The organism is Candidatus Photobacterium acropomis (assembly GCF_030685555.1).
Lineage (GTDB): Bacteria > Pseudomonadota > Gammaproteobacteria > Enterobacterales > Vibrionaceae > Photobacterium > Photobacterium lucens.
Map to the genome: position 1 here is coordinate 2,890,202 of NZ_CP131609.1, position 13,351 is coordinate 2,903,552.

The following is a 13,351-nucleotide window of genomic DNA, read 5'->3' on the forward strand; positions in this document are numbered from 1 at the left end:
TTTTATTGATAAAGCGTATAGGGGCGTTTTTTATTACTGGCAACCAAAGATATTACCCTTTATGCTGACAAGCTCATTAACGGTTAAGGATGACCTGTTAGCATGGATTTACTCAACTCAATCGGGCTATTTATTGGCTCGCTGATCTCAAATACCCTCGCATCACTCTCAGGTGGTGGCGCAGGCTTAATACAATTTCCCCTACTGATTTTTCTCGGCTTACCTTTTGGTATCGCCCTAGCAACCCACAAAGTCGCAAGTGTGGCATTAGGCGTTGGCGCAGCAATTAAACATTTACGCCAAGGCACATTATCTTGGGGATTTACCCTCTACGTTATTCTGACAGGCGCTATTGGCGTGATCCTTGGCGCGCACCTGATCCTCTCTTTTCCTGAAAATATCGCAGAAGCGGCACTCGGCATCTTAATCATTAGCCTTGGTATTTATTCGCTGATGAAAAAAGAGCTAGGGCAAAACGAAAACAGCATAAACCGTGACACCAAAGGCATGATCATCGGTGGGCTAGGCTTAGCCACTATTGGGGTATTAAACGGCTCATTAACGGCAGGTACAGGGTTATTTGTTACCCTATTTTTAGTCAGGTGGTTTGGCTTTAGTTATAAACAAGCCGTGGCCTTAACACTTGTTAGCGTAGGGCTATTTTGGAATGGCATTGGCGCTGTCGCTATTTACCAAGCAGGCGCACCAATTTACTGGCCGTGGATCCCTGTACTTTTACTTGGTTCACTCTTAGGGGGTTACTTAGGCGCTCACCTTGCTCATCAAAAAAGTAATCAACTCATCAAACGTTGTTTTGAAGCCCTCACCTTCATTATTGGCTTCAAATTACTTTACTCACTATTTTAATCCACGCTATTTAAGGAGTTTGCATGGATAAAGCGATCATTGATATCTACTACTGTCGTCAATGTAATTGGATGCTACGCTCCACTTGGATGACCCAAGAGCTACTGCATACCTTCAGTGAAGAAATCCAAACCATCAGCCTTCACCCAGACACAGGTGGACGTTTTGAAATTCACTGTAATGGCCAGCTAATTTGGGAACGTAAAGCCGATGGTGGCTTCCCAGATGCGAAACAGCTAAAGCAACGCATTCGTGATGTTATCGACCCTGAACGTGATTTAGGCCACGTTGATCGCCACAGTAAACCATAAGCGATAACTTCATATACAACAACGCCCTGAATGTGCTTTCTCTATTAAGTGGCTTTGCGCTTAAAACCAGAGAGCTACATTCAGGGCGTTACTTTTATCTCGTTGCGAATTAGATCTGGGTTTGAACCAGTACTTCACCGTCAAAGCTGATCACAGATAGCTGATTGCCATCTAATAGACCGTAACTTGCAGGTAAGCCATTACGAGGAATAGCAACAGAGCCAGGATTAAACACAAACAGTTCGTCTTGCGCTTCAGCCACAGGAATATGTGTATGGCCGGATACAATCACATCACCGGCACATAAACGAGGATGTTTATTGGCGTTGTATAAGTGGCCATGTGTTAAAAACAGACGTTGGCCTGTTGGCAATAACACAAGGTTGTAGTCCGCCATGATTGGGAACTCAAGCAGCATTTGGTCAACTTCACTGTCGCAGTTACCACGAACAGCAGTAATACGATCACCATAGCGATTTAACAACTCAGATACCTTGATAGGATCGTAGCCTTCTGGCAATGGGTTACGTGGGCCATGATTTAAAATGTCACCCAATAGAATTAAGTGCTCTGCACCGCTTTGTTCAAAAGCAGCAATCATCTTTTCAGCACTCGCAAACGAGCCATGAATATCAGAAGCAAAAAATAATTTCATCATCAAAAACCAGTCATTAATACAGGTTCGAAGTCTACTCTCTGTATCATCAAATTACTATGTTATCGATATGAGACATCACCCACCACTGCAATCATGCGCATTTACACACATAAAGAATCGTGACCACACTCCGACGTCACAATATTAATAAGAGCATTTTTAGCGTTCAGTTATACTGATAATTCAACTTATATATACTATAAATAAGCGACACATCAGAATGTTAAGATGACAAACAGAAAACGGAAGATAACGATGAAGATTTTAATGACAGGCGCAACAGGCTTTATAGGACGAGCTCTTCTTCCTCATTTTAATCACGATCATGTTACGGTACTGACCCGCAACCCAACCCGTGCTTATCATCTGCTTGGTCATCATATTAATGCGGTAGACAGCCTAGAGAGCTTCGACAACTTTGATGAGTTTGACGCCATCATTAACCTTGCTGGCGAGCCCATCATGAACAAGCGTTGGAGCGAAAAGCAAAAGCAAAAGATCTGCCAAAGTCGTTGGGATATTACCAAACAGTTAGTTGATAAAATCAATGCCAGCACTAACCCACCGCATACCTTTATTAGCGGCTCAGCTGTGGGAATTTATGGCGATAATCAAGATAAGACCATTGATGAATCTACCCCGCTTGATATTAACGATAACGACTTTGCCCAGAACGTCTGTCATCGCTGGGAGCAAATTGCCCTTGAAGCCCAATCAGAAAAAAACCGTGTATGCCTTATTCGCACAGGTATCGTACTTGGTAAACAAGGCGGAGCATTAGCACGTATGTTACTGCCATATCAATTAGGGCTAGGCGGTAAAATTGGCGATGGTAAACAGTACTTCCCGTGGATCCACATGCAAGACATGATCAAAGGCATCATCTTCTTGCTCAACCACCCAGAAGCGCGAGGCGTGTTTAACTTTACAGCACCTACTCCAGTGACCAATAGCGTCTTTAGCCAAACCTTGGCAGCAACCCTAAAACGTCCACACTTTTTATTTACTCCTGCATGGATACTAAAGCTCGGGCTTGGGGAATCAGCACAACTATTGCTTGATAGCCAACGTGCACTGCCGAATAAATTACAGCAAGAAGGGTTTAACTTTAGCTTCCCTTGTATTGAGCAAGCATTGAAGCAGACGTTATGTGATTGAGAGAAACAAAAACAGGGCTGAAGAGCCCTGTTTTTGATATAAAAATTTATCGTTTTATTTCTGCTTCGAGCTGCTTTTCAATCACGTCACATTCTTGTTTTGTCGGTGCAGTCCATCCTTCTGGTTTTATTTTATATGGGTCTATCCCCTTACATTCCAAAAGTCTTCTCTTTCTTGGATCTTTTAATACGTTATCAATATCTTTCAGTGCATTATCTAATTGAACATTAGTTTCTTTAGACGCCTCATTTAAAGAATTACACTTATAAAAACTGAAGCTAATTAAACCTAAAAGCACAAATACAACAATTTTAGACCACAATGGTGACGTCACTTTGCCACCAAGTTTCTGAAAGTGTCTAATATCTTTATGCATCCATCCTTTATAATCCTTTACACCTAACACAACACCTTTAAAAGGTTTACGGCTACCACATCCTAAACATGACTTTGTATCATGAGAAAGTTCCTTTGAACAATGAGAGCATTTAATTAGCACTAGCTATTCCACTAAAAATAAAAATTATCTTAATGTTTAAAGATACTAACAAGTACCATTATCTCAAATTAATTCAATCAGTTAATAAAAAATGTAACAAATTTAAGATATCGCTCAAAAAGAATACTCTGTAAGAACAAAGCCATTCCTTTTTCAATTAGCATGATACAAATATTTACATAAATAAAAGGTCACTCTATACCGAAAGCGACCTTATAAAATTTATTTATAAACGAGACAATAATCTATCAGCGTCTTTTGCATATCTTGTTTATCACTAAGCATCAACATTGCATAAACTATGTTATTGACTGCATCATAGCGATAAACAATTTTTAGCCCATCAGATTTAAATACTCGGTACTCAATCATTCCAAAAAATTCCCTTATGTCATGACATATTGGATACATTTCAGGATTATCTAATACAGTCGATTCAAATCTCTCAATTAGCTTTTCAACTCGCTCAACAACCTTAACTTCATCATTCCACTGGGTGAAATAATCAATTAAAGCAAAAGTTGTATTCTCAAATGTATTTGTAGGAACTAATGTAGTTTTAGCCATGATTTCTCGTCTATTTTTTACGAGCGGCTAATCTATCTTTTAATGATGTCATTGACGATGTACGACCTTGTTTGATATCTGATTCAGCAAAACTCAGCATCTTCATCATTGCAATGGCTTGCTCACGACGTTCATGTTCTTCATAAGAAATCACAACGTAAGAGGGTTTACCATTTTGTGTAATCGTTAATGGTTCATCTAAAGGTAGATCTGCAGCATTTTTCTTTAGAAAACTTACTGTTTCAATCATCTTCACCTTCCATTGTGCTCTGCTTCTCATAGAGCATTTATTTCATCACTTTATCGGTAACTCTAACAGTCACTCGATATAGCAATAATAGCTTTGCAAACCTAAAAGGTCCATATTTAGACCAAATTTAAACCATCAATATTTAAGCATATCACCTTAACGGCAACAACAGCTTCTTGATCTGCGAACGTGACACTAAATACACCAACCCAATTGCCAGCACAGGTAAGCCTAACCACATTAAGGGATGCAAGGTAAACGGCAGTTCAAAGCCTTTCACCACCAGCAAGCCGACAACAAATTCAGCGCCAACAGCTGCAATAATACCAGCTAATAACGCAATAATGCCGTATTCACACCACAAAGTAGCAGCAATGCGTTTTCGGCTTGCACCGAGTGTGCGATAAAGCTGAATTTCGGTTTGACGCTCAGAAATACTCAAGCGCAATAAGGTCATGATTAACAGCAACCCACTCAGAACACCTAAACCAGCTAATACCGTCAGTGACCAACTCACTTGAGTTAACAAGCCTTGAATGCGTGTCGCCATCATACGTAAATCAAGCACACTCACGGTTGGGTAATTGCCAGCTAAGGTATTAAGTAAATCACTTTGCTGATCGTTTATGCGAAAACTCACTAACCATGTAGCAGGAAACGACTGCAATACATCTGGAGTGAAAATAAAATAGAAGTTCGGCTTCATATTACGCCATTCTACATCACGAATGCTGTTTACTGTGGCGTTAAACTCTAACCCACCAACAGTAAAAGCTAACTTATCACCCAAATTAATATTTAGGCGTTTCGCAATACCCGACTCCACTGAGACACCAGAGTTATCTCCCCATTTACCTTCAATAACGTCATTATGGCTCGGTAAGGTTTCTGCCCATGTGAAGTTAAGCTCTCGTCTTAATGCGGGATCACGATCTTCCTCTGTGTGATCACTATTCATATCATTATCGACTTGCGCTTCTTCCGCTAAGGGATAAAAACGTTGCTCGTTAATCGCTACCAATCGCCCACGGGTTACAGGATAGCCATCAGAACGGGCTAATTGATTCACATCTAAATAATCTAAATAGGCTTGTTGCTGCTCTGGCGCAATATTAATTGCAAACACGTTAGGCGCATCAGTAGGTAAGGTCTTTTTCCAATCCGCCAGTAGCTCGTTACGCAGTAAGCCAATCACGGCTAATAGCATTAACGAACAGGTTAATGCTGCCAATTGTGTTGCGGTATTTGCTTTACTACGATTGACACGACTTAACGCCAACGCATAAGCAGAGCCAAACTTAATCTTCTTAAGTAATGCGATAGCTGCGATGCCAACTAAAGCCAGCAACACTAACAGTGCAACCATGCCCAATAAGGTGAGCCAAACAAACAGGTTAGTACCAATCCATGCAACGGCTGCCAGTACAGGAAAAATCAGTAACAACCAAACAGGTGAGAATTTAGCCGTGGGTGTGTCGGTTACTTGTACCGTATTCATAGCAGAAGCATTGACCAAGCGAGACAGCGGAATACTCAATGCAGGCAATGAAATAAATAACGCCAATAATAGGCTGATCACTAATGGCGCAAACCCAATGCTCGGTAATTCATCAGGTAGCAATTGTTGCAGTGGGTAGCGCAGCAACCATTCAAGCCAAAAACCCAATAGTAAACCGACGCCAATGGCGACTGAAAACACGACCGCAATTTGTTGTAATAACCATCGCCATAGAAAACGTCGACTTGCACCAAGGCTTTTCATCATCGCAACAGAGGTAATGCGGGTTGCGGCATAATGCTGACATGTCAGCACTAAGGTTGCTGATGCCATCAGTACTACCAGAACTAAAGTTAACGATAAATATTGCCTTGCTCGTTCAATAAAATCACCGCTGCGCCCTGCATCGTTTTCAGTTAACCAGCGTTGGCTAGGGGTTAGTGAGAATTGCTGGCGAATATCTTTAAGAGCAGCATCTGAGCCAGAAAAATAATAACGATAGCTGATCCTACTGCCTTCTTGGATCCCACCAATGGCTGCAATGTCTTGATTATTAATTAGCACGGCTGGCATTTGGCTAAAAGGATTAAAAGAAAGCTCGGGATCTTCTAAAATTCGCCCACTGATGGTTAGCTCACCATCCCCCAGCATGAGTGTATCGCCCACGTTGACATCAAGTAGGGAGAATAAACGCTCTGATAGCCACAGCTCACCAGGCTTCACATTATGGTGCAATGACTTATCAGCCGCTTGTAAGCGTAACTCACCACGTAATGGAAACTGTGCATCTACGGCTTTAACACTGACTAACTGCATACCGTTATCGCTAAATGCCATGGTACCGAAACGGGTTTGCTGTGAAGTTGTTACATTATTAGTTGATAGCTGCTTGAGATCGACCGCTTGAGAAGATCGCAATACCATGTCTGCCGCTAATGCAGAGCGACCTTGCGAAACTATAATCCCTTCAACTCGGCTGACTAATGCCGATAATGCAAACACACAGGCAATGATTAAACTCAGCGCCAAGGTAACTAGCCATAACTGACCTTGTCGGATTTCACGCCACGCCCAACGCAAAAAGAATGGACGTTTTTTCATAGAAAGAGGATCACTCTGCATGACGTTCATCCCTCGCAAGTTTGCCGTTATCTAATCGCATTACACGATCGCAACGAGCCGCTAATGTATCGTCATGGGTCACAAGCACCAGTGTTGTGCCACTGTTTTTATTAAGTTCAAACAGTAGCTCAATGATCATTGCTGCAGTGTGCTGATCAAGATTTCCCGTTGGCTCATCAGCAAACAAGATTTTCGGTTTGATCATAAATGCACGGGCTAACGCAACGCGTTGTTGCTCTCCGCCTGATAACTGGCTTGGTAAGTGCGTTTCTCGCCCTTTTAATCCCACCACCGCAAGCAATTCTTTTGCTCGCTCAATGTCTACTTCATTGTCTTGTATCAGACACGGTAAGGTAACGTTCTCCAGCGCATTTAACGTTGGAAGCAATAAGAAATTTTGAAATACGAAACCAATAGATTCACTACGAAGTTGAGCGCGTTGTTCATCATCTAGCGTGGAAAGGTTATGACCAAGTAGCTCTATTTCACCTTGGGTCGGTACATCAAGCCCAGCCAGTAATGTCATTAAGGTTGACTTACCTGCACCAGAAACACCGACAAGAGCAATAGATTCACCTTGCTCGACCTCAAGCGAAACATCCTGCAAAATAGTCATTGGCGACAAGGTAGTCGTGACCTGTTTTGATACAGAGTGCGCTTTAATTACGGAGACAGACATGATACGAATCCTTTCATTGTTGATGCTGGTGTTTTCATCCACCACATTGAGTCAAACACTGTTAGTCCTTGGCGATAGCCTCAGTGCCGGTTACCAGATGCCAGCAGAAAAAAGCTGGCCTGCACTTCTTCCCCCTTTATTAGCACAACAAGCACAGCCAACAACGGTAATAAATGCGAGTATCTCTGGTGATACCAGTGGTAACGGTCTTGCGCGATTACCTAAATTACTAAAACAACATAAACCGGATTTTGTTTTAATCGAATTAGGTGCGAATGACGGTTTACGTGGCTTTCACCCTAAAATATTACGTAATAACCTCAGCCAAATGATCACTGAGATCGAAAAAGTGGGATCACAGCCGCTATTAATGCAAATTGAAGTCCCACCTAATTATGGCAAACGCTATAACGAGCTGTTTCGTAATACTTATCCATCATTAAGCGAAGCAACTAATGTACCTTTATTACCGTTTTTTCTAGTCGATATTATTGTCAAACCAGAGCTAATGATGAAAGATGGTCTGCATCCAACCGCAGAAGCACAACCGCTTATTGCTCAGTTTATGGCAAAGCACCTTCAACCTTATCTCAACAAGGAAAGCGCACAGTGACACAATCAATTTTAATTACCGGATGTAGTTCAGGTATTGGCTATTACTGTGCAAAAGCACTGACCGAGCAAGGTTTCAATGTGGTTGCCAGTTGCCGCAAATCAGAAGATGTAGAAAGGCTCAACCAAGAAGGCATTCGCTGTGTGCAATTGGATGTGACGTCTGAACAATCCATCACTGATGGTTTACAACAAGCGCTTGCTATAACTGGTGGCTCAATTGATGTGTTATTTAATAATGCCGCATACGGACAGCCGGGGGCATTAGAAGATTTACCCACATCAGCCCTGCGTGAGCAGTTTGAAGCCAATTTCTTTGGCTGGCATGAACTAACTAAACAAGTGATCCCACTGATGCTTGCCCAAGGTCACGGTAAAATTGTACAGAACAGCTCCGTGCTAGGTTTGGTTGCAATGAAATACCGTGGAGCGTATAACGCCAGCAAATTTGCCATTGAAGGTTATACCGATACCTTACGTTTAGAGCTCGCCAATACCCCTATTACGATTTCACTCATTGAGCCGGGACCAATTGAAAGCCAATTTCGTGCTAACGCAAAGCGAATGTTCGAACGTCATATTGATATGGCTGGATCTCGCCATTATGACAACTACCAAGACACCCTATCTCGCCTTGGAAAAGAAAAGGTTACCAACAAATTCACGTTAAAGCCTGATGCCGTATTGCGTCCATTATTAGACATTATTAACAGCTCTCGTCCAAAATCACGCTATTACGTTACTCAACCAACCTACATTTTTGGTTTCTTGCGCCGTATCTTACCGACTTCATTACTTGATAAACTATTGATAAAAAGCAACTAAACTATCATGCCGCTGCTTGTCTAGCATTATTTCAAGCAGCATTCTCACGTTGTGAAAATTGGTGATAAAAACAACATTTATAAATTAAAATTGTCGATAAAGGCTGTTGTTTGGTAACTAAAGTGTCATAAACAGCCCATACACCCTTTGAAGATTAACTAAGCAATAAAAACAATAAAACGTAATATTACTGTCATATAAGCAACGTAAAGTAGCAACATCTCTTAAGCTAACTCTCTCGGTTAGTTTTTCTTCATAGCTCAAAAGGTGTATGTATGACGTTGCGCCAAATTAACTTACTTTGTGCTTGTATCACCCTTGCTCTTTTACTGACATTTGGTAATTAATGCTCTAGTGAATCGCTCACTTGAGCATTTTTTGCTTTTCGCTATCTCAACTCATGCTTTTCAACGATAGCTGCTTGATCCACATCGATTCATCCCCATATATTTGATATAGCCTTCAAATAGCCAATGGATCGAATTACATGTACCAAAATACAGCGCTAGAAATTAACGAACAAAATCTGCAGCAGGTTATCGAGCAGTCAATGCAAACGCCTGTTGTTATCAGCTTTTGGGCGCCATCGATGCCTGAAACGCTAGAAGTTAACGCCACACTTGAAAAACTTGCCCGTGAATACCAAGGGCAATTTGTACTGGCGACATTGAACTGTGAAACCCAACAAATGGTAGCATCGCAGTTTGGTGTTCGCGGCTTACCAACAGTCGCGCTATTTAAAAACGGCCAACCAACGGATGGCTCTGCTGGCCCGCAAACCGAGCAAAGCCTACGTGAAATGCTAACCCGTCATTTGCCAAGCCAAGAAGAGCTAGCACTAAAACAAGCATTAGTATTAGTTGATAATAAAGACTACGCCCAAGCTCTACCGCTACTGCGCCAACTTGCAGCTACGCAACCTAACGATAGTTTAGTGAATTTAGCGATTGCAGAATGTTTAATTGAAACGGCGCTATTTGATGAAGCAGAGCCGATCCTTGCTACGATTCCTATGCAAGATCAAGACGCGCACTATAAGAGCTTAGTGGCGAGATTAGAGCTACACAAACAAGCAGGTAATTCACCAGAGATCCAACAGCTTGAGCAAAAGTTAGCAGCCGATCCTGATAACGTAGAACTACGTTATGAATTAGCTATTCAATATAGCCAAGTGAACCGTAATGAAGAAGCGTTAGAGCTATTGATTGCGATTCTACGCAAGGACATGAACTATTCAGATGGTAACGCGAAGAAAACCATGATGGATATTTTAACTGCATTAGGTCAAGGCAACCCAATGGCGGCATCTTACCGTCGTCAGCTTTACTCATTAATGTATTAATTACTTATTTAATTAAGTATCAGCAACTAAATACAAACAGCTGAGATTAAAAAGCCCGATACGCTTTAACTACAAGAGTTAGCATATCGGGCTTTTTCGTATTCGCTTAACGCAGTAAATTACTTCTTACGATCGCGTAGTGCATTCGTTAGACGCTTACGTTGACGCTCTTGAGAAACCGTTAGCTTTTGCTTCTTAGTTTCAAATGGGTTTTCGCTGTTCTGGAATTGAATACGAATTGGTGTACCCATCATTTCTAATGACTTACGGTAGTAGTTCATTAGGTAACGCTTATAAGAGCCCGGTAGCTCATTCACCTGATTACCGTGAACCACGATAATTGGTGGGTTGTAACCACCTGCGTGCGCATATTTTAGTTTCACACGGCGACCACGGATCATTGGTGGCTGGTGATCGTCTTGTGCCATTTGCATAATACGTGTTAGTAGAGAAGTACTAATACGCTTAGTTGCAGATTGGTACGCTTCAATCACTGACTCGTATAAGTGACCCACGCCTGTACCGTGAAGTGCAGAAATGAAGTGAATACGTGCAAAGTCAACAAAACCTAAACGGCGATCTAGCTCAGATTTAACACGCTCTTTCACGTCGTTATCCAAACCATCCCACTTGTTCACAGCGATAACCAATGAACGACCCGCATTGAGCGCAAAACCTAATAGGCTTAGATCTTGATCTGAAATGTTTTCACGCGCATCGATAACTAGCAATACAACGTTTGCATCTTCAACTGCTTTTAGCGTTTGAATAACAGAGAACTTCTCTACCGCTTGGTGCATGTTCTTACGACGACGGATACCCGCAGTATCGATCAGAACATACTCTTGACCATCACGCTCCATTGGAATGTAGATAGAGTCACGAGTCGTTCCCGGCATATCGTAAACAACCACACGCTCTTCACCTAGAATACGGTTAGTTAGCGTTGATTTACCAACGTTTGGACGACCAATGATCGCAAGTTTAATTGGCTGCTCTTGAAGACGCTTATACGCAGCTTCCGCATCAGCTTCAGAAAGGTTTGCTTTCTCGATATCTTCAACAGACGTTAGATCTTCGATAGAAACTTCTTGCTCTTCGCCGTTTTCAGCAAGCTCTGCATTCAGTTTGTCAGAGAACGGTGCTAATGCACGTTCCATTAGTGCCGTTACACCACGGTTTTGGGTTGCTGCAATTTGATACATTGCATCAACGCCTAGACGCCAGAATTCAGCACATGCGCTGTCTGCATCAATACCATCAACCTTGTTTACAACAAGGAAAGTTGGCTTATCACGGCTGCGTAAATGTTTAGCGATTGCTTCGTCTGCAGCAGTTAAACCTGCACGACCATCAACTAGGAACAGAACAACATCAGCTTCTTCAATCGCTGCTAATGACTGTTCAGCCATTTTTGTTTCAACGCCTTCTTCAGTACCATCAATACCGCCGGTATCGATAACAATGAATTCGTGCTCTTCTAGCTCTGCTCTACCGTATTTACGATCCCTAGTTAAGCCAGGAAAGTCAGCAACAAGTGCATCCCTTGTGCGAGTAAGACGATTAAATAGCGTCGATTTACCCACGTTCGGGCGCCCGACTAGGGCAACAACAGGAATCATAACTACCTCTTACTTTTCATAGTCTTATTGACATTCTTACCGTTCATTCTTGCCTCCAGCCTATATTTTTATAAGCCTTCATCCGACAATAATATCTACAACGGATATAACAACAACGGCTCCAACTACTTATCGCAGTTGGAGCCGACAAATTTAATCTAGCGACATTATACCGATTTATTGCGGTATTTGCATTTTGTTGATTTCACCATCACGGGTCACAACAATAAAGCCATTATCGTCTAGTGCGACAGGCGGTACCGCAATACCACTGCTGTCAATTTCTTCTTGTGAAACGAACTCGCCGTTCTGAGTATCAAGCCAGTGTAGGTAACCTTCAGCATCACCCACCACTACATAGCCATCAATCATCGCAGGTGCGCTTAACTGACGGTATTGTAGATCTGTGTTTTGCCATAACTCGGTACCGCTACGTGCATCGACTGCTACAACATGATCTTTCGCTGTTACTAAGAATAGCTCACTACCATCAACAATAAAGTTTGTTGCTGAAGAGTAGTTACGTTTCCAAACAATTTGTCCAGAACGTAGATCGATTGATACCAATGTACCGTTGTAACCCACTGCAAATAGACGATCACCAGCAATAACAGGAGATGCATCAACATCAACTAAGCGATCGATCTCTGTTGAGCCTTTTGGTGAAGCAATTGATTGTTGCCACAACAGACGACCATCAGACATTAATGCGCCCGCTAAACGACCGTTTGCTAAGCCCCAGAATACACCACCAGAAACAGCTACAGGTGAGCTATCACCACGTAGTGTCAAAGTTGGTACTTCGTTGCTTACTTGCCATTTTGACGTGCCAGTTTCAACATCTAGTGCTTGTAATACACCACTGCTGGTATTTACAACGACTAAACCATCAGCAACAAGCGGTTTTGCTAATACTTCACCAGCAACCGTTGTACGCCAAACTTCTTTACCTGTTTCAGCATCTAATGCGATAACTTTCGCATTTTCAGTGCCAACAAAAACTTTGCCATCACCTAATACTAAACCGCCAGAAAGCTTCGCACTGTTGTCACCTTCAAGATCGGTTTCCCACTCAACTTTACCTGTTGCTGGGTTTAGTGCTTCGATAAGACCTGCACGATCAGCAACGAAAACTTTATCCAAACCTACAGCTGGCGTTAGTTTTGAGTAGTAGCCATTTACGCCATCACCGACGCTACGGCTCCAATCTGTTTTTGGTGTGAAGGTATTATCAACTTTTGGCAATGGTGCCATTTTAATTGAATCAACTTCACTCGCACAACCTGATAGCACACTTACTGCAACAGCAACGGCTAAAACACGTTTTAACACTTTTTGCAT

Annotated in this window: 14 protein-coding genes; 6 read left to right on the forward strand and 8 right to left on the reverse strand. The window is 42.1% G+C overall.

The genetic code is table 11. The annotated features are described in order from the left end of the window. Window positions 1–102: 102 nt before the first annotated feature. Window positions 103–867, forward strand: coding sequence for a sulfite exporter TauE/SafE family protein (locus Q7657_RS19985; RefSeq protein ID WP_107165523.1), 765 nt, complete (start codon window positions 103–105; stop codon window positions 865–867). A gap of 23 nt (window positions 868–890) precedes the next feature. Further along, on the forward strand, window positions 891–1,178 hold the full coding sequence (locus tag Q7657_RS19990; protein ID WP_008987727.1) for an Rdx family protein: 288 nt from the start codon (window positions 891–893) through the stop codon (window positions 1,176–1,178). A 109-nt stretch (window positions 1,179–1,287) separates the two neighbouring features. Here the strand turns inward: Q7657_RS19990 and yfcE are convergent, their stop codons facing one another. Then, window positions 1,288–1,833 carry a phosphodiesterase gene (yfcE, locus tag Q7657_RS19995; protein WP_107165589.1) on the reverse strand — a complete coding sequence of 182 codons (546 nt, stop codon included), beginning with the start codon at window positions 1,831–1,833 and terminating at the stop codon, window positions 1,288–1,290. A gap of 258 nt (window positions 1,834–2,091) precedes the next feature. Here yfcE and Q7657_RS20000 point away from each other — a divergent pair, with 258 nt between their 5' ends. Continuing rightward, window positions 2,092–2,994, forward strand: a complete 903-nt coding sequence (locus tag Q7657_RS20000) for a TIGR01777 family oxidoreductase (protein ID WP_107165524.1) — start codon at window positions 2,092–2,094, stop codon at window positions 2,992–2,994. Between the two features lie 46 nt (window positions 2,995–3,040). On the opposite strand, the gene Q7657_RS20005 is transcribed toward Q7657_RS20000, so the two are convergent. The 5 genes from Q7657_RS20005 to Q7657_RS20025 all read right to left on the reverse strand — a co-directional run bounded on the left by Q7657_RS20005 (window position 3,041) and on the right by Q7657_RS20025 (window position 7,609). Continuing rightward, the gene (locus Q7657_RS20005) at window positions 3,041–3,370 is read right to left on the reverse strand and encodes a hypothetical protein (RefSeq protein WP_107165525.1); all 330 of its coding nucleotides are present in this window, start codon (window positions 3,368–3,370) and stop codon (window positions 3,041–3,043) included. 345 nt (window positions 3,371–3,715) lie between these two features. Beyond that, window positions 3,716–4,060, reverse strand: a complete 345-nt coding sequence (locus Q7657_RS20010; protein ID WP_107165526.1) for a type II toxin-antitoxin system RelE/ParE family toxin — start codon at window positions 4,058–4,060, stop codon at window positions 3,716–3,718. A gap of 10 nt (window positions 4,061–4,070) precedes the next feature. Then, window positions 4,071–4,310, reverse strand: coding sequence for a type II toxin-antitoxin system prevent-host-death family antitoxin (locus Q7657_RS20015; RefSeq protein WP_023931431.1), 240 nt, complete (start codon window positions 4,308–4,310; stop codon window positions 4,071–4,073). A 151-nt stretch (window positions 4,311–4,461) separates the two neighbouring features. Then, window positions 4,462–6,930, reverse strand: coding sequence for an ABC transporter permease (locus tag Q7657_RS20020; protein ID WP_107165527.1), 2,469 nt, complete (start codon window positions 6,928–6,930; stop codon window positions 4,462–4,464). Continuing rightward, window positions 6,920–7,609, reverse strand: coding sequence for an ABC transporter ATP-binding protein (locus tag Q7657_RS20025; RefSeq protein WP_045063629.1), 690 nt, complete (start codon window positions 7,607–7,609; stop codon window positions 6,920–6,922). Before Q7657_RS20025 ends, Q7657_RS20020 begins: the two co-directional genes overlap by 11 nt. Between Q7657_RS20025 and Q7657_RS20030 the strand changes: the two genes are divergently transcribed. The 3 genes from Q7657_RS20030 to Q7657_RS20040 all read left to right on the forward strand — a co-directional run bounded on the left by Q7657_RS20030 (window position 7,608) and on the right by Q7657_RS20040 (window position 10,388). After that, entirely contained in the window at window positions 7,608–8,222 is a 615-nt protein-coding gene (locus Q7657_RS20030; protein WP_045068111.1) for an arylesterase, read from the forward strand. The genes Q7657_RS20025 and Q7657_RS20030 overlap by 2 nt on opposite strands. Continuing rightward, complete coding sequence (locus Q7657_RS20035; protein ID WP_107165528.1) at window positions 8,219–9,046, forward strand: SDR family oxidoreductase; 828 nt, start codon at window positions 8,219–8,221, stop codon at window positions 9,044–9,046. Before Q7657_RS20030 ends, Q7657_RS20035 begins: the two co-directional genes overlap by 4 nt. A gap of 487 nt (window positions 9,047–9,533) precedes the next feature. Next, window positions 9,534–10,388 carry a co-chaperone YbbN gene (locus tag Q7657_RS20040; RefSeq protein WP_023931426.1) on the forward strand — a complete coding sequence of 285 codons (855 nt, stop codon included), beginning with the start codon at window positions 9,534–9,536 and terminating at the stop codon, window positions 10,386–10,388. Window positions 10,389–10,507: 119 nt separating this feature from the next. On the opposite strand, the gene der is transcribed toward Q7657_RS20040, so the two are convergent. Both der and bamB read right to left on the reverse strand, forming a co-directional pair. Continuing rightward, window positions 10,508–12,010 (reverse strand): ribosome biogenesis GTPase Der, encoded by a 1,503-nt coding sequence (gene der, locus Q7657_RS20045; protein ID WP_107165529.1) that lies wholly within the window; start codon window positions 12,008–12,010, stop codon window positions 10,508–10,510. 177 nt (window positions 12,011–12,187) lie between these two features. Further along, entirely contained in the window at window positions 12,188–13,351 is a 1,164-nt protein-coding gene (bamB, locus tag Q7657_RS20050; protein ID WP_107165530.1) for an outer membrane protein assembly factor BamB, read from the reverse strand.

What these genes read in the sequence shown, in the direction of transcription:
- Q7657_RS19985 (WP_107165523.1), top strand. Translation starts at nt 103, where the DNA reads ATGGATTTACTCAACTCAATCGGGCTATTTATTGGCTCGCTGATCTCA.
- Q7657_RS19990 (WP_008987727.1), top strand. Translation starts at nt 891, where the DNA reads ATGGATAAAGCGATCATTGATATCTACTACTGTCGTCAATGTAATTGG.
- yfcE (WP_107165589.1), bottom strand. Translation starts at nt 1,833, where the DNA reads ATGAAATTATTTTTTGCTTCTGATATTCATGGCTCGTTTGCGAGTGCT.
- Q7657_RS20000 (WP_107165524.1), top strand. Translation starts at nt 2,092, where the DNA reads ATGAAGATTTTAATGACAGGCGCAACAGGCTTTATAGGACGAGCTCTT.
- Q7657_RS20005 (WP_107165525.1), bottom strand. Translation starts at nt 3,370, where the DNA reads ATGCATAAAGATATTAGACACTTTCAGAAACTTGGTGGCAAAGTGACG.
- Q7657_RS20010 (WP_107165526.1), bottom strand. Translation starts at nt 4,060, where the DNA reads ATGGCTAAAACTACATTAGTTCCTACAAATACATTTGAGAATACAACT.
- Q7657_RS20015 (WP_023931431.1), bottom strand. Translation starts at nt 4,310, where the DNA reads ATGATTGAAACAGTAAGTTTTCTAAAGAAAAATGCTGCAGATCTACCT.
- Q7657_RS20020 (WP_107165527.1), bottom strand. Translation starts at nt 6,930, where the DNA reads ATGCAGAGTGATCCTCTTTCTATGAAAAAACGTCCATTCTTTTTGCGT.
- Q7657_RS20030 (WP_045068111.1), top strand. Translation starts at nt 7,608, where the DNA reads ATGATACGAATCCTTTCATTGTTGATGCTGGTGTTTTCATCCACCACA.
- Q7657_RS20025 (WP_045063629.1), bottom strand. Translation starts at nt 7,609, where the DNA reads ATGTCTGTCTCCGTAATTAAAGCGCACTCTGTATCAAAACAGGTCACG.
- Q7657_RS20040 (WP_023931426.1), top strand. Translation starts at nt 9,534, where the DNA reads ATGTACCAAAATACAGCGCTAGAAATTAACGAACAAAATCTGCAGCAG.
- der (WP_107165529.1), bottom strand. Translation starts at nt 12,010, where the DNA reads ATGATTCCTGTTGTTGCCCTAGTCGGGCGCCCGAACGTGGGTAAATCG.
- bamB (WP_107165530.1), bottom strand. Translation starts at nt 13,351, where the DNA reads ATGCAAAAAGTGTTAAAACGTGTTTTAGCCGTTGCTGTTGCAGTAAGT.